Origin of the sequence: Streptomyces sp. SLBN-118 (assembly GCF_006715635.1) — a bacterium.
Taxonomy (GTDB): Bacteria; Actinomycetota; Actinomycetes; order Streptomycetales; family Streptomycetaceae; genus Streptomyces.
In genome coordinates this window covers 3,481,009-3,502,577 of the sequence record NZ_VFNP01000002.1, presented here as the reverse complement: position 1 = coordinate 3,502,577, position 21,569 = coordinate 3,481,009, and the positions used below count along the sequence as shown (strand labels likewise).

Genomic DNA, 21,569 nt, shown 5'->3' with positions numbered 1-21,569 from the left:
CGGCCAGTCTAGGTTGCGCCTTTCCGGCCCCTCGCACCCCGTGCCCCCCTCTCACCTCGGTTGTCTACGCGCGGAGATATCGCCTTGCGAATGATCAGCGCGAGCGTGAGCAGGGCGCCGAGGCTGTTCGGGGTGGCGCTGTTCCTCACGCCGCTCGCCACGATGGTCCCGATGCCGGCGCTGGGTCTGACGCAAGGCGGTTGACCCGGCGCCTTCACCTGCGCTGCTTCACCGCTGCGTCACTTACGCCGCTTCACGTGAGCCCGTAGAACTTCTCTGTCTCGTCGACGGCCGCCTTGAAGCGCTCGTCGAAGTCACCGCGGACGAGCGTCCGGACCACATAGTCCTGGACGCTCATTCCGCGTCTGGCGGCGTGGTGCCTGAGCCGGTCGAGGAGCTCACCGTCTATCCGGAGGCTGAGCACTGTCGATCCCATGGCAGCCAGAGTTGCCGGACCCTTGTTGCCGGTGGTCACTTTCCGGTTGCGCCTCACTCATATGAGTGAGGAACTCATCTGGCGGGACCTCGACTGGTATTTAGGATGGGTAATGAGTTACGCTAACAAATATGCCAGACCTGTCCCATGGTGATGACATCGACGTCGCCGCCGTGAACTCCCTGCGCTCGGCCGTCATGCGGCTGAGCAGGCGCCTGAAGCATCAGCGCGTCGACGAATCGCTGAGCCCGACCGAGATGTCGGTGCTCGGTACCCTCACCCGTTGCGGCCACGCCACCCCGGGTGAGCTGGCACGCAAGGAGCATGTCCAGCCGCCGTCCATGACCCGGATCGTGGCGCTGCTCGAGGCCAAGGGACTCGTCCGGCTCGAGCCGCACCCCGATGACCGCCGGCAGAAGGTCGTCAGCCAGACCGAGCAGGCCGAAGCCATGCTCGAAGAGAGCCGCCGCAAGCGGAATGCCTGGCTGGCCTCGCTCGCCGAGGGCCTGGACGAGGACGAGTGGGCGAAGCTGCGTGCCGCCGCCCCCGTACTGGAGAAGCTCGCGCACCTCTGATCCGCACAGCCAAGGAGGCGAACCCTTTTGAGTCCGGGACCCGGAGCACCCTCCGCACCCGCACCCTCCCCTACAACCATGTTCAGCTCGCTGAAGATCCGTAACTACCGGCTCTTCGCCGCCGGGCAAGTCGTCTCCAACACCGGCACCTGGATGCAGCGCATCGCCCAGGACTGGCTGGTGCTCAGCCTGACCGGATCCGCGTCCGCCGTCGGCATCACCATCGCGCTGCAGTTCCTGCCCATGCTCCTGTTCGGGCTGTACGGCGGAGTGCTCGCCGACCGGCTGCCGAAGCGGCAGCTGCTCGTCGCCACCCAGTCGGCGATGGCCCTGACCGGCCTGGCGCTCGCCGTGCTCACGCTCAGCGGCCATGTCCAGGTCTGGCACGTCTACCTCACGGCCTTCCTGCTCGGCCTTGTCACCGTCGTCGACAATCCGGCACGACAGTCCTTCGTCGCCGAGATGGTCGGCCCGGAGCAGCTGTCGAACGCGGTCAGCCTCAACTCCGCCAACTTCCAGTCCGCGCGGCTGGTCGGCCCGGCCGTCGCCGGTGTTCTGATCACGGCCGTCGGAAGCGGTTACGCCTTCCTGCTGAACGGCCTGTCCTTCATCGCGCCCCTCGCCGGCCTCTTGCTGATGCGCACGGCCGACCTCCACAAGATCGAACGCGCGCCGCGCGGCAAGGGACAGCTGCGGGAGGGACTGAAGTACGTCGCGGGACGGCCCGAGCTGATCTGGCCGATCGTCCTCGTCGGCTTCATCGGCACGTTCGGCTTCAACTTCCCCATCTGGCTCTCGGCCTTCGTCAACAACGTCTACCACTCGGGTGCCAGTACATACGGGCTGCTCAACACCCTGATGGCAGCGGGCTCCCTCGTGGGCGCCCTGCTCGCGGCCAGGCGTGGTACCTCGCGACTGCGGGTGCTGGTGATCGCGGCGATGCTCTTCGGTGTCCTGGAGATCGTGACCGCGTTCGCGCCGCAGTTCTGGATCTTCGCGGTCCTGCTGGTGCCGATCGGGATGTTCGGCCTGACCGTCAATGTCACGGCCAACTCCAGCATCCAGATGGCGACGGAACCGGCCATGCGGGGCCGGGTGATGAGCCTGTTCATGATGGTCTTCGTGGGCGGTACGCCGCTGGGCGCGCCCCTGGTCGGCTGGATCAGCGACACGTACGGACCGCGAATCGGCTTCGCGGCGGGCGGTGCGGTGGCGCTGGCGGCTGCGACAGGAGTTGGCGTGATGCTCGCCCGTGTGGGCGGGCTGCGCCTGAAAATAGATCTGCGGCGGGGGCGGAGGCATGTGGAGTTCGTGCCGAGGGAGGAGCTGGAGACGGCGGCGTAGGGCGTCGCCCTGCGGGTGCGGGTGCCGGTGCGGGTGCCGGTGCGGGTGCTGGTCCGGGTGCCGGTCCTGGTGCGGGTCGGGGAACGTCTCCGCAGCCCACCTCATCTGCGTCAGACTCGGATCATGAGACTCTTCGCCGCCGTACTCCCGCCCACCCCCGCCGTGGACGAACTCGCCCTGGAAGTCGACCGGTTGAAAGCCCTCCCCGGCGCGGACGCCCTGCGATGGACCGGGCGTCCCGGCTGGCACTTCACGCTTGCCTTCATGGGTGAGGTCGACGACGCCCTGCTGCCCGAGCTGCGTGAGCGGCTCGGGCGGGCCGCGCACCGGACTGATGCCTTCCCGCTGCGGCTGCACCGTGGCGGGCGGTTCGGGCACCGTGCCCTGTGGGCGGGCGCGGCGGGTGGCCTGGAGAAGATGCGGCTGCTCGCCGAGCGCGCCGACGCGGCCGCTCGGCGTGCCGGGATCGCTATGGACGAGCACCGCCGCTACCAGGCTCATCTCACGATCGCCCGCAGCCGTGACAACGCGGACCTGCGCCCGTTCGTCGAGGAGCTGGAGGCGTTCGAGGGCACTCCCTGGGAGGTGGGCGATCTCGCGCTCGTACGCAGCAACCTGCCGGTGAGCGGAGTGAGCGGCGAGCAGCCGCGGTACGAGACGGTCGGTGCCTGGCCGCTCGGACGGGCCGGTTAGTCTCGAAGGGTGAATCCCAAGACCAGAAACCAGATCATGGCCGGCGTGCTTGTGCTGATGTTCGCGATCATCGCCGTGGCGGCCGTGGTCGGCCAGTAGCCCTGACCGCCCCACGGCCGCGCCGCTACGGTCCTACCAGGCGAAGGCCTCCGGGGACGGCCCCGGACCCGGGAAGATCTCGTCCAGCCCGGACAGCATCTCGTCGCTCAGCTCCAGCTCCACGGCGCGCAGCGCCGAGGTCAGTTGGTCCGCGGTGCGCGGGCCGACGATGGGACCGGTGATCCCCGGCCGGGTGAGCAGCCAGGCCAGCGCGGCCTCGCCGGGCTCCAGGCCGTGCTTGTCGAGCAGGTCCTCGTACGCCTGGACCTGCGCACGTACCTGTGTGTTCGAGAGCGCGTCCGCCGAGCGGCCGGAGGCCCGGCGCCTGCCCTCGTTCTCCTTCTTGATCACGCCGCCGAGAAGTCCGCCGTGCAGCGGCGACCAGGGGATGACCCCGAGTCCGTACTCCTGCGCGGCGGGGATGACCTCCATCTCGGCGCGGCGTTCGGCGAGGTTGTAGAGGCACTGCTCGCTGACGAGGCCGTACGAGCCGCGCTTCTGGGCGATCTCATTGGTCTGGGCGATCTTCCAGCCGGGGAAGTTGGACGAGCCCGCGTAGAGGATCTTGCCCTGGGCGATCAGGGTGTCGATGGCCTGCCAGATCTCCTCGACCGGGGTGCGGCGGTCGATGTGGTGGAACTGGTAGAGGTCGATGTGGTCCGTCCGTAGCCGCTTGAGGCTCGCTTCGACGGCCCGGCGGATGTTGAGCGCGGAGAGGCGGTCGTGGTTGGGCCAGGGCTCGCCGTCGCCGGCCATGTTGGCATAGACCTTGGTGGCGAGGACGACCTTGTCGCGGCGGTCGCCGCCCTTGGCGAACCAGGAGCCGATGATCTCCTCGGTACGGCCCTTGTTCTCGCCCCAGCCGTACACATTGGCGGTGTCGAAGAAGTTGATCCCCGCGCCGAGCGCGGCGTCCATGATGACGTGACTGTCGGCCTCGTCGGTCTGCGGTCCGAAGTTCATCGTCCCGAGGACGAGTCGGCTGACCTTGAGTCCGGTGCGTCCGAGCTGTGTGTACTTCATGGTTCTTCAGCCAACGCCTTGGAGCGCGCTCCAGGCAAGCGGATAAGGGGATCAGTCGCGGGGGAACTCGGCGGTGGAGAGGGTGAGCCCGAGGGGGGTGGCGGTGAGGTCGAGCGGCTGCCCGAAGGCGACTTTCGTCTCGGTCGTGTAGTCCCCGTCCTTGGGCTGGGTGTGGAGGAGACACTTACCGGTGTACGGGTCGACGATCAAGAAGACGGGGACCTCGGCGACGGCGTAGGCGATTTTCTTCGGGCCGTAGTCGTTGAGTGCTGTGCCCGTGGAAATCACCTCGGCGATGAACTCCACGTCCTCGAAGCGCCAGCGGCCACGGCTGTCCTCCACCGCTCCGTCGCGGAGCTTTGCCACGTCAGGGCAGAAGCCGTTCTGCGGGCCGGGAAAATCGATGCGTACGTCCGACAGGACCTCTACATCCATGCCGAACTTGTCTTCCAGCGCTCTGACGATCCTGCGGATGATCTGCCAATGGACGTTCCGCTGCGGCGACATGAAGACGTTACCCCCGACGATCTCAACCTTGACTCCCTCGGGGACGGGCATCTGCTCAAGCCTCTTGAACCACTCGTCCAAGCGCTCGGCGTTGTCGTCGGCCATGTCGATCCTGCCGCTCTCTACGACGGTCATCGTGGCGCTCCTCCCCACTGCCGCGTGGTTGCATGCAGTCGCCTCGTACAACGATACGCACCGTGACAACGTCACACCGTGGCGAGGACTCGTCACGCTCCGCCGAACCACCCCGCCGCGTCCAGCCGGAACGCGTCCGCCGGGACGACCGTACGCAGCGTCTCCTCGATCTCGCGTACGGGCCCCGCGCCGACCGCGCCCGCCCACTCCGCCCGCAGTTCGTCGAAGATCGCCGCAGAGCGGGCCAGCGCGTCAATACCGTGCGGGGTGAGGCGGACGAGCTTGCGGCGGGCGTCGGACGGGTCGTCCGTGCGCTCCGCGTAGCCGAGGGTGACGAGGCGGTCGACCGTCTTGCCCGCGGCCTGCTTGGAGACCCCGAGCCGCCGCCCGACCTCGCTGGCGGTCGCGCCGCCCGCGCCGATCGCCTGCATCGCGAAGCCGTACGCGGGCCGGAGGTCCGGGTGGCCCTGCTGGGCCAGCTCGGCGTGGAGGCGGTCGATGAGGGAGCGGAACCCGGCGAAGAGGAGCAGGGGCAGCTCGTAACCAGGCGTATCACCTAGCCCGTTGCGCAATTCGACAACCTGATTTACCTTCTTGTCGTCAACCATGTTGTCGATTGTAGGAGACCTTGCATGTTCACCGAACACACCCTGGAATCGGCTCCGCCCGCGTCACGTCGCGCCATGGAGTCCACGATCAAGCACCTGGGTCATCTGCCACCGGCCGTCGCGAAGCTCGCCTCCTCGCCGCAGCTGCTGGACGGCTTCCTGAAGCTCAGCGCGATGTTCGAGCAGACGACCCTGGACCCGGTCGTCCGAGAGGTGGTCGTCATGGTGGTCGCGGCGCGGAACGAGTGCCATGTGTGCGTCGAGATGCACACCGGCAAGCTGCGGGCGCTGGGCGCGGACGAGCATGTGATCGCCGCGCTGCGCGAGCGGCAGCCGCTGGACGACGAACGGCTCGAAGCGGTACGGCAGTTCACGCTGGAGGCGCTGCGCACGGCGGGTGGCGTGGGTGAGGCGGAGCTGAAGGCGTTCTTCGGGCACGGCTATACGGAGCAGAACGCTCTGGAGGTGGTCATGGGCATCGGTACGTACACGATGTCGACGCTCGCCAACCGGCTCACGCGCGCGTAGGGGGCGCCCGGGGCGGGCGCCCCGGCGGGCGTCAGGACTTGGCGGTGATGGTCGCGCCGCAGTCGAAACGGCTGGTGTGGCCGTTGACGGTGTTACCGAGGCAGACGGTCAGCTTGACCGTGCGGTCCTCGACGAGGTTGCCGTGGTGGTACTCGGTGCAGTTGCCGTCGCCCGGGGTGAAGTACCGCTCGAAGCTGCCGGTGTACGGAACGTCGTTGGGGCCCGCGTACCAGGTGGCGGTGATCTTCAGCCAGACGCCGAGGCCGTCCGCCTTGGTGTCACAGGCTCTGAACTCGTCACCGTCGTCCGTGAAGGTGCCGTAGGCCGTGCTGGAGGTGTGCGCGTAGGCGTACCAGGTGCTGGCGGCCTGGGCGCTGGAGACGTTGCCGAGAGCGATGGCGGCACCGGCGCCGACGACCGCGGCGATACGGCTGAGCTTGCGCATGATTGTGAAGCCTTCCTGTGGGGTTTGTGACCGCGTCAGCCTAGATCTACCTGAAGTTTTACAACAGGCCTTTTCTGTCAGGGGAGTTGAGGGATATGAGGCGCGGATCGGCCGCGCAGATGTGAAGGCCGGAATTGGCCGGTCCGCGGTGAAGCCTGCGGAATCCGCCTTGCCATTTTGAAGTGTCCATGCCGCAATGGCAGTGTCGCTGACTGCTCGTCAGGGAGCTGAGCCGCGAACCGACGTGGCGGCCGGTGACGCCAGCCCGTAACCCCCACACGAAGGCGGGACTCCTCATGAAGTACGGCACATTCACAACAGGCGCGTTACTGGGCGGAGCTGTCGCCGCAGGCGTGCTCGTCATGGCGCCCATCGCCACCGCCGTGACGCCGGAGACGGCCACCATCTCCTTCGACTGCGGTTCCTTCGGCTCCGGCACGGCAACGCTCACGGCCACCCAGGACGGCACGGCGGCGACCATCAGCCTGTCGACTTCGGCCATCAAGTCCCCCATCGCCATCTCGGCGAACTCGGTCAAGTCGACCCTCGGCCTCACCAAGAACGGCTCCGGCACGGCGACGTTCACCGGCAACTCCAACCCGGCCATCCCGGCCGGGGGCGACGTGTCGACGGGCCCACTCACCGGGACGGTCGCCGCGGGGGACAGCCTGGAGGGGAAGTCGCTGACGGTCGTCGTCTTCGGCATCACGGCGACGTGCAACGCCACATCCGCGCAGGCGCCTGGCCCGTTCGTGTTCTGAGGGCCGTCAGGCAGTGTGCCTGACGGCCTCAATTAGACGCACTCGCCCTGGTCGCCGCTGTAGCTGCTCTTGAACCAATCGAGGTCCGTGGTCACAGTCGCTGCGCCACCTGTTCGACGAGTTCGCCGACTCTTCGGGATTGAGTGCCTGAGTTCGCAGAATGCTTTCCCTGCCCTCCGTGGCCGCCGCGCGGAGCCGGGCGGGACCTTTGCGGAACGGCGAAGTTCCCGGCATTCGGTGCGATTGATCCCACCGGGTGGCGCCAGCGCCGTCATGTGGCTTGTTCACGCTGTGTTCTCCTGAGCCGGCGTGCCCGAGTCCCCGTGATCCGGTTAGGATCACGGCATGATTACGGCCTGGTCTCCTTCTCGTGCGTCGAGGAGCCGCTCATCAGCGGCTCTGTGGCGTGTGCTGGGACTGGGTCTACTCCTCTTCGGCCTGCTGTACACGCACGCCGTCAACCCTGACGCCACGATGAGTCACCTCGTCGCCGATGAGGGCGTCTCGGTATCGGGTACTCATTTTGAGCCCACCGTCGAGCGTGAAAACGTTGCGAGTGCCACGTCGGGACATCTGGCCAACGCGCAGCCGAAGGGCCATGACGACGGCCACGGACATCAGCACGCTGTCGAGGACTGTGCGCTGGGACAGCCTCCACAGGGTCCCGCCGTGGCGGTGCCCTGTCTGTCTCCGCTGGGCTCGGAGGACGGCGACGATGTGCCCGGCGCCGTGCCCGCCCGTCATGCCGCGGTACGGGATTTCGCAGCCCCGATAACTCAAGTGGCGGACTCCGCGGTTCTTCGTATCTAGGTCAGCGCCTTACGACCGGTCGACTTCTGCCCGGGAATCCTGGACTCGGCCCGAGGCCGTGCCATGCCTTCTCCCGGCGACCGGTCCATGGCGTCTGACCTCCTGCGCGCACGGCGCCCCACAGCGTGGCGCGGGGACGGTCGACGGCTCTTTTCCCGACCCCCCACCGATCACTGCCCCGACCAGGAGTCTTCCCGTACGGGTAGTGACTGCCGCCTGGAGAACCCGTGCCCCCCACCCCTGCCCCCTCGCGTACCCATGCCTCATGGTTACGTCTGCTCCGCGGGAGCCAACTCGTCCGGGGCACGCTGTACGCCCTGCTGTTCATGCTGCTGGCGTGCTTCGGCCATCATCGCCATGCACCTGAGACGCCCGAACGCCCAGCCGCGGCGTCGAATGAAGCCCCTCTGTCCGCGGAGGACCACGACGGCGAGATCCTCGACGCAATCGAGCCTCCCGACCGTTGCCACGATCTCTGCCCCGGACAGGCGGTCTTCCCGCAGTCGCCCGCTCGGATCCCGCCGCCCGCCGTCACCGCGCTGCCGCTGACGGACGCCACAGGAACTCCTTCGCACGAGCCCTCCGGCGGCGTCCGAAGACTGCTGCCGAGCAACGGCCGGTCCGCTCTCACCGCCAACCGCCGGTGGCGCATTTAGATGCCGCCCCGCGGCTCGGCCCTGGCCGAACCGCCGCGCGCCGTGCTCGGGCCGCCGCGCGAGATGAGCATCCGTACGCGTCAGTCACCGAACGAGAGCGAAAGAAATGCACTCCCTGACCACGAGTGACCTCATCCCCGCCGACTCCACCCTCCAGGGACTCGTCGGCAACACCCCTGTCCTGCGGGTCTCCCAGCCCTTCACCCCGCCCGGCCGCGGCTTCTGGGCCAAGCTGGAGGGCTTCAACCCGGGCGGCATCAAGGACCGCCCGGCCCTGTACATGGTCGAACGGGCCCGCGCCCGCGGTGAGTTGCAGCCGGGACGTCCGATCATCGAGTCGACCAGCGGCACCCTCGGCCTCGGCCTCGCACTGGCCGGAATGGTCCACGGACACCCCGTCACGCTGGTCACCGACCCCGGCCTCGAACCGTCGATGAACCGGCTGCTCGCTGCCTACGGTGCAATCGTCGACATGGTCCCCGAGCCGCACCCGACCGGCGGCTGGCAGCAGGCCCGCCGCGACCGCGTCGCCGAACTCATGGCGCAGCACCCCGGAGCCTGGTGCCCCGACCAGTACAACAACCCCGACAACGTCGCCGCCTACACCCCCCTCGCCCTCGAACTCGCCTCGCAGATAGGCCACATCGACGTCCTCGTCTGCAGCGTCGGCACGGGCGGCCACTCCGCGGGCATCTCCCGCGTCCTGCGCCAGCTGTACCCGCAGATGCGGCTGGTGGGCGTGGACACCATCGGCTCGACCATCTTCGGACAGCCCGCCCGGCCCCGCCTTATGCGCGGACTCGGCTCCAGCATCTACCCGCGCAATGTGGCGTACGAGAACTTCAGCGAGGTGCACTGGGTAGCGCCGGCCGAATCCGTCTGGGCCTGCAGGCAGTTGGCTGCCTCGCACTACGCCACGGGGGGCTGGAGCGTCGGCGCGGTCGCGCTCGTTGCGGGCTGGGTCGCGCGTACGGCCCTCCGGAACACACGTGTCGTGGCGATCTTCCCTGACGGGCCCCAGCGCTATCTGGAGACCGTCTACGACGACCAGTACTGCGCCGAGCACGGACTGCTGGGCGTGACTCCGGCGCCCGAACCGGAGGCCATCGGCCGCCTCGACGAGAAGGAAGTCGCCCGCTGGACCCGCTGCACGCAGGTGAGCGACCCGCTCTCCCCGACGGCCCAGGCGGAGGGCACCGGAGGTGGCCAGAAGTGAAGGCGATGCTCACGCAGATCCGCTCCTACGAGCGGAGCGTTCAACTGCTCCTGGTGAACCAGTTCACCATCAACCTCGGCTTCTACATGCTGATGCCGTACCTGGCCGCCCACCTCTCCGGCACGCTCGGTCTCGCCGGCTGGCTGGTCGGACTCGTGCTGGGCGTACGGAACTTCAGCCAGCAGGGCATGTTCCTCGTCGGCGGCACCCTCGCCGACCGACTCGGCTACAAGCCGCTGATCGTCGCCGGATGCATACTGCGCACCGTCGGCTTCGCCACGCTCGGCCTGGTCGACTCGGTGGCGGCCCTGATCATCGCCTCAGCGGCAACCGGCTTCGCGGGGGCGCTGTTCAACCCCGCCGTGCGCGCCTACCTCGCGGCCGACGCGGGCGAGCGCCGCGTCGAGGCCTTCGCCCTGTTCAACGTCTTCTACCAGGCGGGCATCCTGCTCGGCCCGCTGGTGGGGATGCTGCTCACCGGCCTGGACTTCCGGATCACGTGCCTCGTCTCGGCGGCGATCTTCGCACTGCTGAGCGTCGTGCAGATCCGCTCGCTGCCGGCCCGCAGGGCGGCGGACCGGACCGCGGGCACGGACACAGGTGCCAGGGAGAGCGTGCTTGGGCAGTGGCGGGGCATCCTGCGCAACCGCGCGTTCCTGCTCTTCGCCACGGCCATGATCGGCTCGTATGTCCTGTCCTTCCAGGTCTATCTGGCGCTGCCGCTGGAGGTACGACGCCTGGGCGGCGACGGCGAGTTCGGGACGGCGGCCGTCGCGCTGCTGTTCGCCGCCTCCGGTCTCTCCACCATCTTCGGCCAGACCAAGGTGACCGAGTGGTGCAAGGAGAGGCTGGAGCCCGGACAGGCCCTGGCCTGGGGGCTGCTCAGCATGGGCCTCGCGTTCGTACCGCTGCTCGCGGCGACGGCCGTGCCCGTGCCGGACGAGGGAATGGGACGCCGGCTCCTCGCCGCCGTACCGCCGACACTGGCCGCGCTGCTGCTGGCACTGGGCACGATGATCGCGTACCCCTTCGAGATGGACACGATCGTCCGCCTCTCCGGCGACCGCTTCGTAGCCACCCACTACGGGCTCTACAACACCATCTGCGGCGTCGGAATCACCTTGGGCAACCTGCTCACCGGGGCGGCACTCGACGCCGCCCGCGCGGCCGGCATGTCTGCACTTCCCTGGCTGGCGCTGGTCACCCTCGGCGTGGCCTGCGCGGGATCCCTCTACGGACTCCACCGGGCCGGGCGCCTGACGCACACGGCGCCTGAACCCCAGCCCGCCGCGGCCTGAGCGAATCGGCCTCCGGGCGGGAGCGAGTGCAACGCCGACTCGCCCCCGCCCGGAGGCTCCGCCGCCCTTGCCTTGTCGCCGCCGTCGTGAAGGAGGGCCGGGAGCCGTGGCGCGGTGACAGGGCCTCATGACTGTGCGTTCCTCGTCCCCGCCTCGCGCCTGCGGTTCGCGGGCGCTCACCCGGAGCGGCCGGGGCGCCGCGTCACCAGGGTGCCCCGCGCTGGGCGGGCTGACGCGGCCGTTGGAGTGGCGGTCGCGGCCGTCGGTCGAAGTTCCGTTCGTGGAGTCGGAGTTGCTACACGAGACGGTGACGGCGGGCGGCGCCCGGCTCTGACAGCACAGCCGATGCGCGGTACGGCCCGCCCAGTCCCCACGCCTGGTGCATCGTGTCCGCGAACGCCGCCGCCAGTTTGTGTTCGCCCGTCGGGCCCGGGTGCGTCCCGTCGTACGTGTCCGTGTCGAGGGCGTACGACTGCGGCGGCGACGCCAGCTGGATCGGCGAGGATGCCGTGTCCAGGTCGGCGACAGCCTTGGCCAGGAGCTCGTTGAAGCGGTCGCACTCCACCGCGAAGGGGGCGTCGGAGCGGGCCCGTACGTTGGGGATGACCGGCAGCAGGACCATCCGTACACGCGGGTTGGCCGCGCGGGCCTCGGCTATGAATTGCCGGGCGTTCAGGGCGGTCTGGGCGCTGTTCGTGTAGAAGCCGAGGTCTATCAGGCCGAGCGAGACCAGCAGGATGTCCGCCCGCTCCGTGGCCACCGTCTCGCGGATGGCCGGGGCCATGTGGAGCCAGCCCTCGCCCCAGCCGGACAGATGGCGCCGGGCTTCGGCCGGGAAGGCGGGGTCGGCGTAGGCGTGGGAGACCGGGGCGTTCGCCGCCGTGTCGTAGAGCTCGGTCCGGGGGCCGACGATCTCGTACGGGCCGTCGAAGGTCGTGGCAAGGTGCCGCCACATCCGGTAGCGCCAGGTGTAGTCGCCGGCGCGTCCGATGGTCATGGAGTCGCCGACGAACATGAAACGCATGGGGGTCATCATGTCCGATCAAGCCCCGCACCTGCGATGTGAGGCTGACCACGGCGGCTGATCCGGAGACGCCAAGGGCGAGGTGGCAGGCTGGGGGGCATGCGTTCGCTTCCGTACGTCACCGGGGCCACCGGAGCCCTTGCCGCGTCCCTCGCGGCCCTGGTGCTCGCCGCCGTCCCCGCCTTCGCCGACGACGACCCCGGGTTCACGATCAAGGACCCGCGCATCACGGAGTCCAGCGGGCTCGCCGCGAGCCGGGCGCACCCGGGGGTGTACTGGACGCACAACGACCAGGACGAGCCGCGCGTCTTCGCCGTCGATTCCAGGACCGGCAAGACCGTCGCGACGATCACCCTCAGCGGGGTCGGAAAGCCCCGCGACATGGAGGCCGTCTCGGTCGGCCCGGACGGGAAGGTCTATGTCGGGGACATCGGCGACAACCTCAACGGGAGCTGGGACCACGTCTGGATCTACGCGTTCCCCGAGCCGAAGGCCCTCAAGGACATGACCGTCCGGGCGACGCAGTACACGGTCACGTACGAGGACGGCGCCCGGAACGCCGAGGCGCTGATGGTGCATCCCACGACCGGGCGGGTCTACATCGCGTCGAAGAACGAGGACGGCGGCGGGCTGTACGAGGGGCCCGCCAAGCTCACCGCCTCGGGCACGAACACCTTCCGGCGGATCGGTGAGGTGCCCTGGGTGACGGACGGGGCCTTCTCGCCCGACGGCAGGGAACTGGTGTTGCGCTCCTACTTCAGCGCGCGCGGATACGAGTGGAAGAACGGCCGCCTCGGCGCCGACCACCGCGTTCGCGCGCCCATTCAGGGGCAGGCCGAGTCGGTGACGTACACCCTCGACGGCAAGGCGCTGATGTTCGGCTCGGAAGGCGAGCAGAGCGAGGTGCTGCGGGTCGACCTCGGGAAGAAGTCCTCGCCGGACAAGGGCAGCACGTCTCCCTCCGAGAGCGGGAGTTCGGTCGGCGGGGGAGGCGGCGGCGGGACCGGCAACTTCACGTACGGGATGATCGTCCTCGCCGGTGGCACCGCGCTCGTTCTCGGGATCAAGAGGCTGCTGCGGCGCGGGTAGGCGCGGCCGGGCGCCTTCGCGCTCGGCCGGACACCGCTAGAGCGCGCGCACCTCGTAGTGCAGCGTCTGGTCCCGCATCACCTTGTGCGCGATCGGGACCAGCGCGCCGTGCATGAAGGGGTGCTCGTGCAGAAGCATCTTCGACGCGTGCTTGCTCTCCTCGCTGCCCGGGTCGAGCTGCCGCACCCTGGCCTTGATCGTCGGCCCGGTCGGCTTGCCGCGCGCCGTGCAGGGCGCGAGCTCGATCTCCGGGTTGTTCGCCATCCGCTTGGCCTTGCCGGACGTGGCATAGGTGCGGACGTATGCGTGGTCGCCGTCGACGACGATGCTGACGGGGGTGCCGACGGGGGTGCCGTCGCGCTTGTAGCTGGTGAGCAGGACCGCCCACTGTTTCTGGAAGGGCATGAGACCCGGACTCGTACTCATACCTCCATGAATGCACGTTCTGCGCTGCGCGTCACGTTCGGGGGCATTCTCCACCCCGCTCTGTCCCGTAACCGGGGCTCTGGATGTGCGGCCCGGGCGCACACCCAGCCCCGCCGCGGGCGTTACCGACGCAGGAGCGCGCAGATGAAGTCCTCCTGGACCGACCGGAGTTCCTCCAGCAGCTCCGGCTTGTTGTCCTTGTTCACCTGCGTGGTGATCGAGAACGTCAGCGACCGCTTCCCGTCCGGCGTCGCCGCCATCAGCTGGGTGTAGCCGGGGAAGTTGCCCGTGTGGCCGTACACGACACCGCACCGCGTCGTGTAGCGGAAGATCGCCAGGCCGGTGGCGTTGGCGCCCGGGCCCGCCGGCTCGGAGGCGCCTTCGCGCCATGCCAGCTGCTCGCTGCGCGTCGAGTCCGAGATCAGGTCGCCGCCCGCGTAGGCGCGGATGAACCTGGTCAGGTCCGTGGGGGTGGAGACGATGCCGCCGGACGCCCAGACGCCGGACGCGCTGAGCACGGTGCTGACGTCCTCCGGGGGCTCCGGCGGGTCGACGGCGTAGCCGTGCAGATAGGGCTCGGGGAGGCGGAAGCCCTGCGGGAGGCTGGTGTTCCGCAGGTCCAGCGGGCGGTAGACGTTCCACCGCAGAAGCTCCTCGTACCTTCTGCCGGTCACCGCCTCGGCCATCAGGGCCACGGCGATGTTGTCCGAGTTCGAGTACTGGTACTGCGACCCCGGAGGGAAGGCCGGCGGTTCGTCGGCGACGAAGTCGAGGAGGCGGCGGGAGTCGAAGAGATGGTGGGGGTCGGCGTTGAGGATCGCGAGGAACTCCGGGTCCTTGGTGTAGTCCGGCAGGCCGCTGGTGTGGTTCAGCAGCTGCCGGAGCGTCACCGCGTGCCAGGCCTCGGGCAGCGCGGGCAGGCGCTCGCCGATCGTGTCGTCGAGGCCGAGCAGACCGCGGTCGACCAGTTGCAGGGCCACGGCTCCGCTGAACGCCTTGGCCGTGCTGGCGATGCGCATGTGGTCGGTCGGCTGCGGCCCCCGGTCGGTGCCCAGCTCCGCGACACCGGCCCGGTAGATCTTCGTCCTGTCCCCGCGCTGCAGTACGGCGATGATTCCGGGCGGGCCGCCGGGCGCCCGGAGCAGTTCTTCGAGGCGTTCCTGCAGTGCGTCGTCCTGACCGGCTGCGTCCCCGGCCACGGCAGGTGCTGCCACCGGCCCGGCGATGCAGCCGACGGCCAGCAGGGCGACGGCGAGGAGCCGCCACTTACGGACGCGGGGGCGGGAACGGAGGCGAGAACGGGGGCGTGACGACACGGGCGTTGCTCCTGACGGCGGGGACGGTTGCTCACGACCCAGCATCAGGAGCGGAAGCCCGGTCCGCGCGCGGCGATGCTCCATCCGGCAGACAGCCGCCCGGCCCGGCGCCCACCGGGCCGACGGAAACGAGGACGGGCCCGGCAGCGTGACGCGTGACGCCGCCGGGCCCGTCCCCGTACATCTCCGTGGTGCTACAGCTTCTCGATCACGTAGTCGATGCACGCCGTCAGCGCCTCGACGTCCGCCGGGTCGATCGCCGGGAACATCGCCACCCGCAGCTGGTTGCGGCCCAGCTTGCGGTACGGCTCCGTGTCGACGATGCCGTTCGCGCGCAGCGCCTTCGCGACGGCCGCCGCGTCGATGTCGTCCGTGAAGTCGATCGTGCCGATGACCTGCGAGCGCTTCGCCGGGTCGGCCACGAACGGGGTCGCGTACTTGGACGCCTCGGCCCATCCGTACAGCGTCCGCGAGCTCGTCGCCGTGCGGCCGGTCGACCAGTCCAGGCCGCCCTGGCCGTTCAGCCACTTCAGCTGCTCGTTGAGCAGGAAGAGCGTGGCCAGCGCGGGCGTGTTGTACGTCTGGTTCTTCAGGGAGTTGTCGATCGCCGTCGGCAGGCTGAAGAACTCCGGCACATGGCGGCCCGAGCCGTGGATGCGAGCGGCGCGCTCCAGCGCGGCCGGGGAGAAGACGCCGATCCACAGGCCGCCGTCGGAGGCGAAGGACTTCTGCGGGGCGAAGTAGTAGACGTCCGTCTCGGCGATGTCGACGGGCAGGCCGCCCGCGCCGGACGTGGCGTCGACCAGGACGAGTGCGCCCTCGTCGGCGCCCTGGACGCGCTTGATGGGGGCCGCGACGCCGGTCGAGGTCTCGTTGTGGGTGAAGGCGTACACGTCGATGCCCGCCTCCGCCGCCGGGTCCGGGTGCGTGCCCGGGTCGGAGCTGATGACGGTCGGCTCGGCCAGCCACGGCGCGAGCTTCGCGGCCTTGGCGAACTTGGAGGAGAACTCGCCGAAGGACAGATGCTGGGACTTGTTCTCGATCAGGCCGTGCGTCGCGATGTCCCAGAAAGCGGTTGAACCGCCGTTGCCCAGGATGACCTCGTAGCCCTCGGGGAGCCGGAAGAGGTCGCGTACGCCGTCGCGCACCGCGCCGACGAGGTTCTTCACCGGGGCCTGGCGGTGGGACGTGCCGAGGAGAGAGGTGCCGGTGGCGGCCAGGGCGTCCAGCGCCTCCGTACGCACCTTGGAGGGGCCCGCGCCGAAACGGCCGTCGGCGGGCTTGATGTCAGCGGGAATCTGGATCTCAGCCACGTATCGGAGCGTATACCGGTCCCGGGCCGCTTTGGACACGCGGTCCGGCGGCTGAGACGGGCTCCCGCCCGCCTGACCTGCGCGTCGGGGTCGTGCGCGTCAGTCCTTCTTCGCCAGGGACAGCTCGTGCTCCCGTACGGACAGCTCGTGCAGGTGCTCGACCAGCGCGAGCAGGACGAACTTGCTGGAGGAGTGGTCGCGGGCGTCGAACTCCACCAGCGGCACCTCCGTCCCCAGTGCCAGCGCCTCGCGGATCTGCTCCTCGCTGTGCAGGGGCCCGCCGAAGTCGTTGACGGCGACGATGAAGGGCGTGCCGTGGTCTTCCAGGCGGTCCAGCGCGTACCAGGCGTCGGGCAGCGAGCGGGTGTCGACGAGGACGACCGCGCCGAGCGTTCCCTCGAAGAGGCGATCCCACAGAAATCCGAAGCGTTCCTGGCCCGGCGCTCCGAAGAGATACAGGATGCTGCGGTCGTCGATCGTGATCCGGCCGAAGTCGAAGGCGACGGTCGTGGAGCCCTTGGCGCGGACGCGGCGGGTGTCCTCGGTGCCGGTGCCGGTGCCGGTGCCGGTGCCGGTGCTCGTGCCCGTGCCGGGGTCGCGGCCGGGGCCAGGGCCGGCGCGGCAGGTCCCGGCGAGGCCCATGACCTCCTCCGTGTGCAGCGGACGGATCTCGCTGACGGAGCGGACCATCGTCGTCTTGCCGACTCCGTAACCGCCGACTACGACGATCTTCAGGGCATTGACGGCCGTCCCGGTGAGCGCGGGGTGGAGCTGCGCCGGGGGGACCGCCCGCGTCGCGCGGGTCATCGGTTCTGCGGGGTGCCGGTCATCGAGTGTTGCCTTCCGGGGTGGCGAGGGCGTTACTGGAGCCGCTTGTTCCCTGATCAAGTGGTCGTCACTATAGGAGAGTTGGCCATCGCATTGGTCAGTTCGGGCGGGCTTTCCGCCCCCGGCGACGGTACGCGGCGCCCGCAACCGGCATGTTTCGTTCCGGTGTGATGTGAGCGACAGGGGCATCCTGAGAGACATGGCTGAGCATCGAGGGGCAGTGCGGCGCCGGCGCGAGACGGGCGAACTGGCGCGGGCGCTCACGCGGGCGGTGCGCGGCGAGGTGGACTTCGGTGCGGCGGCCCGTGCCCTGATGACGATGGACGCCTCCAACTACCGGCGGGTGCCGGTCGGCGTCGTCGCGCCGCGCGACGCGGACGATGTGGCAGCCGCGCTGGAGGTGTGCCGTACACACGGGGTGCCGGTGGTACCGCGCGGCGCCGGTACGTCCATCGCCGGTCAGGCCACCGGCATCGGCGTCGTCCTCGACTTCACCCGCCACATGAACGCCGTGGTCGAGGTCGACGCCGAGGCACGCACCGCCGTGGTCCAGCCCGGCGTCGTACTGGACACGCTGCGCGCTGCCGTACGGCCCGACGGGCTCACCTTCGGGCCTGATCCCTCCACGCACAGCCGGTGCACGCTCGGCGGGATGATCGGCAACAACTCCTGCGGGGCGCACTCGGTGGCGTGGGGCACGACCGCCGACAACGTCCGCGAGCTCTCGGTCGTGACGTACGGCGGCACCGAGCTCCGCCTCGGCCAGGGCTGGGACGGCGCTCAAGGAGCCCGCGGCGCTCGCGGCCCTCAAGGTGCTCACGGCGCGCCGAGGGGCCTGCGTGAGCTGGTCGACCGGAATCTCGCCCTGCTGCGCACCGGGTACCCGGACGGGCTGCCCCGCCGGATCTCCGGATACGCGCTGGACGCCCTGCTGCCGGAAAAGGGCGTCGATCTGGCGCGGTCGTTCTGCGGCAGCGAGGGCACGCTGGGGGTGCTGACGGAAGCGTCCGTACGGCTCGTCGACGTGCCACGCGCGCGTGCGCTCGCCGTGCTCGGCTACCCGGACGAGAGCGCGGCGGCGGAGGCGGCGGCAGGACTGCTGGCGCACCGGCCGCTGACCGTCGAAGGCATGGCCGAGGATCTGGTGCGCGGCGAGCGGGGGCTGCCGCGCGGCGGGGCCTGGCTGTTCGTGGAGACGGGCGGCGGCACGGCCGCCGAGGCGCGGGCCGCCGCCGAGGAGATCGTGCGGGCGGCCGACACCCTGGACGGCACGGTGGTGGACGACCCGGCCGCAATGCGTGCGCTGTGGAGGGTCCGCGAGGACGCTGCGGGCACAGCCACCCGCAGCGCCGACGGGGCCGAGGCCTGGCCGGGCTGGGAGGACTGCGCGGTGCCGCCCGCGCGGCTCGGCGCCTATCTGCGGGACTTCCGCGCCCTGCTCGCGGCGCACGGTCTGCGCGGCACGCCGTACGGGCACTTCGGCGACGGCTGCATCCATGTCCGCATCGACTTCGACCTGATGAGCTCCGGCGGTGTGCGGGCCTTCCGGCGCTTCTCCGAGGAGGTGGCGGACCTCGTCGTCGCGCACGGCGGCTCGCTGTCCGGCGAACACGGCGACGGGCAGGCGCGCGCGGAACTGCTGCCCAGGATGTACGGCGACGAACTGGTCGCCCTCTTCGGCCGGGTCAAGGACGTCTGGGACCCGGCGGGCGGCATGAACCCCGGGATGCTCGCCCGCCCCGACCGGCTCGACTCCAACCTCCGCTTCTCCGTCCTGCCGCGCGAGCCGGCGGACGTCGCCTTCGGCTATCCGCACGACGGCGGGGACTTCGCGGCGGCGGTTCGGCGGTGCGTGGGCGTCGCCAAGTGCCGGGTGGCGGGGCCGAGTTCGGGGCCGGACGTGATGTGCCCCTCGTTCCGCGCGACGGGCGAGGAGCAGCACTCCACCCGCGGGCGGGCCCGGCTGCTGCACGAGATGCTGGCGGGCGAGGTGGTGCGCGGCCGCTGGCACGCGCGCGAGGTGCGGGACGCGCTCGATCTGTGCCTGTCCTGCAAGGGGTGCCGCAGCGACTGTCCGGTGGGCGTCGACATGGCCACGTACAAAGCGGAATTCCTGCACCACCACTACGCGCACCGGGTGCGGCCCGCCTCGCACTACGCGATGGGCCGGCTGCCGGTGTGGCTGCGGGCGGCCGCGCCCCACGCACGGCTGGTCAACGCGCTGGCGCGGGTGCGCCCGCTGGCGGCGCTGGCGAAACGTCTGGCGGGCATCGCCCCCGAGCGCGATCTGCCTCTGCCGGCCCCCTCGACCTTCCGCGACTGGCTGCGCGGCCACCTGGCCACCCGCACGGAGGTCTTCGCTCGCAGCCGTACGGCGGTGCTGTGGCCGGACACCTTCACCGACCACCTCTCGCCGTCCGTCGGCCGGGCGGCGGTGAAGGTCATGGAGGCGGCGGGCATCGGCATCGTCCTGCCGCCCGGTCGCGTCTGCTGCGGCCTGACATACGTCTCCACCGGCCAGCTCGACCGGGCCCGGGCCGTCATGCGCCGGACCCTGGACACGGTGGAGCCCCTGCTGGACCTGGGCGTCCCGGTGGTGGTCCTGGAGCCGAGCTGCGCGGCGGCCCTCATGACGGACCTGCCGGAACTCCTGACCGACGACCCGCGGGCGGCCCGCCTCGCGGCCTCGGTCCGCACCTTCGCCCGGGCGCTGGAGGAATGCGCCCCGGACTGGGAGCCGCCCCGCCTGAACCGTCCGGTCGCGGGCCAGACCCACTGCCACCAGCACGCGGTCCTCGGCGACGAGGCAGAACGCCGCCTGCGCGAACGGGCGGGTCTGGACGGCGAGTTGAGCGGGGGCTGCTGCGGCCTCGCGGGGAACTTCGGCTTCGAGAAGGGTCACTACGAGGTATCCGTGGCCTGCGCGGAGGACCAGCTGCTCCCGGCGGTGCGGGCGGCGGGCCAGTACGCGGAGATCCTGGCGGACGGGTTCTCGTGCCGTACGCAACTGGAACAGCTGGAGGGGCGACGAGCGCGGCACCTGGCGGAGGTGCTGGCGGAGGGTTTGGGACAGGTCCTGGGGGAGGACCCCGGGATCACCCGATCGTGAGCTCTTCGATCAGCGGCGGATCCTGGGTGAAGTCGCTGTAGCGCACCCAGGTCGGCCGCACCCGCACATGCGTGATGCCCGGCCATGACAGCCGGTCGCGGCCGTCCGGATACGCGGTGAAGTAGCACGCCTGAATGCGTTCCAGCTCGGCGCCGGTGGGGAAGTCGGCGACGCCCTCGATCTGCGCGGTGATCGCGTCGTCCCAGCCGATGACGAGCGCGATACGGGGGTCGGCGCGCAGGTTGAGCCACTTGCGCGTCGTCTCGACGGTGTCGAAGACGATCTCGAGGTCGTCATTGACCGCGTAACCGACGACGGCGGACTGGGGTGCGCAGTCCGGGGTCACCGTCGACTGGACGGCGAGCTTGTACTTGCGGAGGAACCAGAGCAGCTCGTCGCGGTTCATGAGCCCTCTCTACCACGGGAGGGGAGGGGCGGCGCGCTGGTGGCGTCAGTGAGCAGGTGATGGGCCCGCGGTCGGCTTCCCCCGGACCGAGCGCCGATAGCCCGGCGCGGGCTGATGTGCGGTTCGACCGTCACCGCCGCAGCGGTCGTCATCCGGCTCCGCTCGTGATCGGGCCGGAAAACGCGACTCCCGTGCCCCGGCCCGCCGCGATGGCCGTCACTGGCTGCGTGGGCAGGCCAGCTCGGGCGCGGCGCGGTTCGGTGTGCAGGTCACCAGAGCCAGGGACAGGAACACTGGGCGTTCGAGGTAGTAGCCGAGGGACAGATCCCTGCCCCGGCCGAGGTGTTCGACGGCGGAGTTGACCAGGGCGGCCAGGCGGTCGCTGTCACGGTCGGCGTGGCACGCGAAACGGGGTTCGTACTCGGCGAGGCGATCAGCGAGCCAGGCGGCGGCCTCCTTCGGTTCCTGCCAGGTGCCGTGGATCGAGGACGCGGGCTTCATGAGCCAGCGCGCCGTCTCCATGGGCGGCAGGTCGGAGTCGTACGAGGAACGGCGCACGCCTTCCTGGTCGAACCGTTGCTTCGGGCCGGTCCAGAGGTAGCCGTGGTGGTGCAACTGTCACCTCGTTGGGTGCGGTTGGAGGCCCCGGCCCCGGGGGGAAGGGGCCGGGGCGGGGCGCTAGGCCGAGAGACCGAACCGCTCGGGGGCGATCCCGGCGGCGTCCAGCTCGGCCGTGGTGAACCGGAGCGGCTCCAGGCCGGGTTGCTTGCTGTCTCCCAGGGCCCAGGCGTCCTCGCCGATGCGGGCGAGGGTCACGCAGGACTCGCCGTCGGGGTGGGTGTTTCCGCCGCACGCCTTGGCGAAGGCAGCGCGGTCGATGGGGAGTGCGTACAGGTCGGTTCCGTTCTGTATGGGTATGCCTTT

Annotated in this window: 24 protein-coding genes; 11 read left to right on the top strand and 13 right to left on the bottom strand. The window is 70.0% G+C overall.

Going from position 1 to position 21,569, the window contains the following annotated elements; all coding sequences use genetic code 11:
* Nucleotides 1-253: 253 nt before the first annotated feature.
* The gene (locus tag FBY35_RS34480) at nt 254-436 is read right to left on the bottom strand and encodes a ribbon-helix-helix protein, CopG family (RefSeq protein WP_142217817.1); all 183 of its coding nucleotides are present in this window, start codon (nt 434-436) and stop codon (nt 254-256) included.
* Nucleotides 437-567: 131 nt separating this feature from the next.
* On the opposite strand from FBY35_RS34480, the gene FBY35_RS34475 reads away from it, so the two are divergent.
* The 3 genes from FBY35_RS34475 (at nt 568) to thpR (ending at nt 3,048) form a co-directional block, all read left to right on the top strand.
* Nucleotides 568-1,011 carry a MarR family winged helix-turn-helix transcriptional regulator gene (locus tag FBY35_RS34475; RefSeq protein WP_142217816.1) on the top strand — a complete coding sequence of 148 codons (444 nt, stop codon included), beginning with the start codon at nt 568-570 and terminating at the stop codon, nt 1,009-1,011.
* A 27-nt stretch (nt 1,012-1,038) separates the two neighbouring features.
* The gene (locus FBY35_RS34470; protein ID WP_142217815.1) at nt 1,039-2,355 is read left to right on the top strand and encodes an MFS transporter; all 1,317 of its coding nucleotides are present in this window, start codon (nt 1,039-1,041) and stop codon (nt 2,353-2,355) included.
* A 123-nt stretch (nt 2,356-2,478) separates the two neighbouring features.
* The gene (thpR, locus tag FBY35_RS34465) at nt 2,479-3,048 is read left to right on the top strand and encodes an RNA 2',3'-cyclic phosphodiesterase (protein ID WP_142217814.1); all 570 of its coding nucleotides are present in this window, start codon (nt 2,479-2,481) and stop codon (nt 3,046-3,048) included.
* Between the two features lie 132 nt (nt 3,049-3,180).
* Here thpR and FBY35_RS34460 read toward each other — a convergent pair whose 3' ends face one another.
* The 3 genes from FBY35_RS34460 to FBY35_RS34450 form a co-directional block, all read right to left on the bottom strand.
* On the bottom strand, nt 3,181-4,170 hold the full coding sequence (locus FBY35_RS34460) for an aldo/keto reductase (RefSeq protein WP_142217813.1): 990 nt from the start codon (nt 4,168-4,170) through the stop codon (nt 3,181-3,183).
* A 51-nt stretch (nt 4,171-4,221) separates the two neighbouring features.
* A complete protein-coding gene (locus FBY35_RS34455; RefSeq protein WP_142218331.1) occupies nt 4,222-4,812 on the bottom strand; it encodes a Uma2 family endonuclease in 591 nt (196 codons plus the stop codon).
* A gap of 92 nt (nt 4,813-4,904) precedes the next feature.
* Nucleotides 4,905-5,420, bottom strand: a complete 516-nt coding sequence (locus tag FBY35_RS34450; protein ID WP_142217812.1) for a MarR family winged helix-turn-helix transcriptional regulator — start codon at nt 5,418-5,420, stop codon at nt 4,905-4,907.
* 24 nt (nt 5,421-5,444) lie between these two features.
* Between FBY35_RS34450 and FBY35_RS34445 the strand changes: the two genes are divergently transcribed.
* Nucleotides 5,445-5,948, top strand: a complete 504-nt coding sequence (locus FBY35_RS34445) for a carboxymuconolactone decarboxylase family protein (protein ID WP_142217811.1) — start codon at nt 5,445-5,447, stop codon at nt 5,946-5,948.
* Between the two features lie 31 nt (nt 5,949-5,979).
* Here the strand turns inward: FBY35_RS34445 and FBY35_RS34440 are convergent, their stop codons facing one another.
* Nucleotides 5,980-6,393 (bottom strand): hypothetical protein, encoded by a 414-nt coding sequence (locus FBY35_RS34440; RefSeq protein WP_142217810.1) that lies wholly within the window; start codon nt 6,391-6,393, stop codon nt 5,980-5,982.
* A gap of 296 nt (nt 6,394-6,689) precedes the next feature.
* On the opposite strand from FBY35_RS34440, the gene FBY35_RS34435 reads away from it, so the two are divergent.
* From FBY35_RS34435 to FBY35_RS34410, 5 genes are all read left to right on the top strand, one after another.
* Nucleotides 6,690-7,154 (top strand): hypothetical protein, encoded by a 465-nt coding sequence (locus FBY35_RS34435; protein ID WP_142217809.1) that lies wholly within the window; start codon nt 6,690-6,692, stop codon nt 7,152-7,154.
* Between the two features lie 408 nt (nt 7,155-7,562).
* The gene (locus tag FBY35_RS34425) at nt 7,563-7,964 is read left to right on the top strand and encodes a hypothetical protein (RefSeq protein WP_142217807.1); all 402 of its coding nucleotides are present in this window, start codon (nt 7,563-7,565) and stop codon (nt 7,962-7,964) included.
* 227 nt (nt 7,965-8,191) lie between these two features.
* Entirely contained in the window at nt 8,192-8,620 is a 429-nt protein-coding gene (locus tag FBY35_RS34420; RefSeq protein ID WP_142217806.1) for a hypothetical protein, read from the top strand.
* A gap of 106 nt (nt 8,621-8,726) precedes the next feature.
* The gene (locus tag FBY35_RS34415) at nt 8,727-9,836 is read left to right on the top strand and encodes a PLP-dependent cysteine synthase family protein (protein WP_142217805.1); all 1,110 of its coding nucleotides are present in this window, start codon (nt 8,727-8,729) and stop codon (nt 9,834-9,836) included.
* Nucleotides 9,833-11,134 (top strand): MFS transporter, encoded by a 1,302-nt coding sequence (locus FBY35_RS34410; RefSeq protein WP_142217804.1) that lies wholly within the window; start codon nt 9,833-9,835, stop codon nt 11,132-11,134. Before FBY35_RS34415 ends, FBY35_RS34410 begins: the two co-directional genes overlap by 4 nt.
* A gap of 295 nt (nt 11,135-11,429) precedes the next feature.
* Here the strand turns inward: FBY35_RS34410 and FBY35_RS34400 are convergent, their stop codons facing one another.
* Entirely contained in the window at nt 11,430-12,158 is a 729-nt protein-coding gene (locus tag FBY35_RS34400) for a GDSL-type esterase/lipase family protein (RefSeq protein WP_142217802.1), read from the bottom strand.
* Between the two features lie 99 nt (nt 12,159-12,257).
* On the opposite strand from FBY35_RS34400, the gene FBY35_RS34395 reads away from it, so the two are divergent.
* Entirely contained in the window at nt 12,258-13,247 is a 990-nt protein-coding gene (locus FBY35_RS34395) for a WD40 repeat domain-containing protein (RefSeq protein WP_142217801.1), read from the top strand.
* A gap of 36 nt (nt 13,248-13,283) precedes the next feature.
* Here the strand turns inward: FBY35_RS34395 and FBY35_RS34390 are convergent, their stop codons facing one another.
* The 4 genes from FBY35_RS34390 to FBY35_RS34375 form a co-directional block, all read right to left on the bottom strand.
* Nucleotides 13,284-13,673, bottom strand: coding sequence for a PPOX class F420-dependent oxidoreductase (locus tag FBY35_RS34390; protein WP_142217800.1), 390 nt, complete (start codon nt 13,671-13,673; stop codon nt 13,284-13,286).
* Nucleotides 13,674-13,795: 122 nt separating this feature from the next.
* Entirely contained in the window at nt 13,796-15,034 is a 1,239-nt protein-coding gene (locus FBY35_RS34385) for a serine hydrolase domain-containing protein (protein ID WP_142218330.1), read from the bottom strand.
* Nucleotides 15,035-15,183: 149 nt separating this feature from the next.
* Nucleotides 15,184-16,302, bottom strand: coding sequence for a phosphoserine transaminase (serC, locus tag FBY35_RS34380; protein WP_142217799.1), 1,119 nt, complete (start codon nt 16,300-16,302; stop codon nt 15,184-15,186).
* A gap of 99 nt (nt 16,303-16,401) precedes the next feature.
* The gene (locus FBY35_RS34375; protein ID WP_142217798.1) at nt 16,402-17,109 is read right to left on the bottom strand and encodes an ATP/GTP-binding protein; all 708 of its coding nucleotides are present in this window, start codon (nt 17,107-17,109) and stop codon (nt 16,402-16,404) included.
* A 220-nt stretch (nt 17,110-17,329) separates the two neighbouring features.
* Here FBY35_RS34375 and FBY35_RS34370 point away from each other — a divergent pair, with 220 nt between their 5' ends.
* Complete coding sequence (locus FBY35_RS34370) at nt 17,330-20,239, top strand: FAD-binding and (Fe-S)-binding domain-containing protein (RefSeq protein WP_260848911.1); 2,910 nt, start codon at nt 17,330-17,332, stop codon at nt 20,237-20,239.
* Here the strand turns inward: FBY35_RS34370 and FBY35_RS34365 are convergent.
* The 3 genes from FBY35_RS34365 to FBY35_RS34355 form a co-directional block, all read right to left on the bottom strand.
* Nucleotides 20,226-20,645: a pyridoxamine 5'-phosphate oxidase family protein gene (locus FBY35_RS34365; protein WP_142217797.1), complete on the bottom strand. Its 420-nt coding sequence runs from the start codon at nt 20,643-20,645 to the stop codon at nt 20,226-20,228. The two genes, FBY35_RS34370 and FBY35_RS34365, sit on opposite strands and share 14 nt — an antisense overlap.
* Nucleotides 20,646-20,861: 216 nt before the next feature.
* A complete protein-coding gene (locus FBY35_RS34360) occupies nt 20,862-21,260 on the bottom strand; it encodes a hypothetical protein (protein WP_142217796.1) in 399 nt (132 codons plus the stop codon).
* 63 nt (nt 21,261-21,323) lie between these two features.
* Nucleotides 21,324-21,557, bottom strand: a complete 234-nt coding sequence (locus FBY35_RS34355; RefSeq protein WP_142217795.1) for a DUF397 domain-containing protein — start codon at nt 21,555-21,557, stop codon at nt 21,324-21,326.
* Between the last annotated feature and the right edge of the window lie 12 nt (nt 21,558-21,569).

Excerpts from the sequence above, each read along its gene's own strand:
- FBY35_RS34480 (WP_142217817.1), bottom strand. The coding sequence starts at position 436 with ATGGGATCGACAGTGCTCAGCCTCCGGATAGACGGTGAGCTCCTCGAC.
- FBY35_RS34475 (WP_142217816.1), top strand. The coding sequence starts at position 568 with ATGCCAGACCTGTCCCATGGTGATGACATCGACGTCGCCGCCGTGAAC.
- thpR (WP_142217814.1), top strand. The coding sequence starts at position 2,479 with ATGAGACTCTTCGCCGCCGTACTCCCGCCCACCCCCGCCGTGGACGAA.
- FBY35_RS34460 (WP_142217813.1), bottom strand. The coding sequence starts at position 4,170 with ATGAAGTACACACAGCTCGGACGCACCGGACTCAAGGTCAGCCGACTC.
- FBY35_RS34455 (WP_142218331.1), bottom strand. The coding sequence starts at position 4,812 with ATGACCGTCGTAGAGAGCGGCAGGATCGACATGGCCGACGACAACGCC.
- FBY35_RS34450 (WP_142217812.1), bottom strand. The coding sequence starts at position 5,420 with ATGGTTGACGACAAGAAGGTAAATCAGGTTGTCGAATTGCGCAACGGG.
- FBY35_RS34445 (WP_142217811.1), top strand. The coding sequence starts at position 5,445 with ATGTTCACCGAACACACCCTGGAATCGGCTCCGCCCGCGTCACGTCGC.
- FBY35_RS34440 (WP_142217810.1), bottom strand. The coding sequence starts at position 6,393 with ATGCGCAAGCTCAGCCGTATCGCCGCGGTCGTCGGCGCCGGTGCCGCC.
- FBY35_RS34435 (WP_142217809.1), top strand. The coding sequence starts at position 6,690 with ATGAAGTACGGCACATTCACAACAGGCGCGTTACTGGGCGGAGCTGTC.
- FBY35_RS34415 (WP_142217805.1), top strand. The coding sequence starts at position 8,727 with ATGCACTCCCTGACCACGAGTGACCTCATCCCCGCCGACTCCACCCTC.
- FBY35_RS34400 (WP_142217802.1), bottom strand. The coding sequence starts at position 12,158 with ATGCGTTTCATGTTCGTCGGCGACTCCATGACCATCGGACGCGCCGGC.
- FBY35_RS34395 (WP_142217801.1), top strand. The coding sequence starts at position 12,258 with ATGCGTTCGCTTCCGTACGTCACCGGGGCCACCGGAGCCCTTGCCGCG.
- FBY35_RS34390 (WP_142217800.1), bottom strand. The coding sequence starts at position 13,673 with ATGAGTACGAGTCCGGGTCTCATGCCCTTCCAGAAACAGTGGGCGGTC.
- FBY35_RS34385 (WP_142218330.1), bottom strand. The coding sequence starts at position 15,034 with ATGCTGGGTCGTGAGCAACCGTCCCCGCCGTCAGGAGCAACGCCCGTG.
- FBY35_RS34375 (WP_142217798.1), bottom strand. The coding sequence starts at position 17,109 with ATGACCCGCGCGACGCGGGCGGTCCCCCCGGCGCAGCTCCACCCCGCG.
- FBY35_RS34370 (WP_260848911.1), top strand. The coding sequence starts at position 17,330 with ATGGCTGAGCATCGAGGGGCAGTGCGGCGCCGGCGCGAGACGGGCGAA.
- FBY35_RS34365 (WP_142217797.1), bottom strand. The coding sequence starts at position 20,645 with ATGAACCGCGACGAGCTGCTCTGGTTCCTCCGCAAGTACAAGCTCGCC.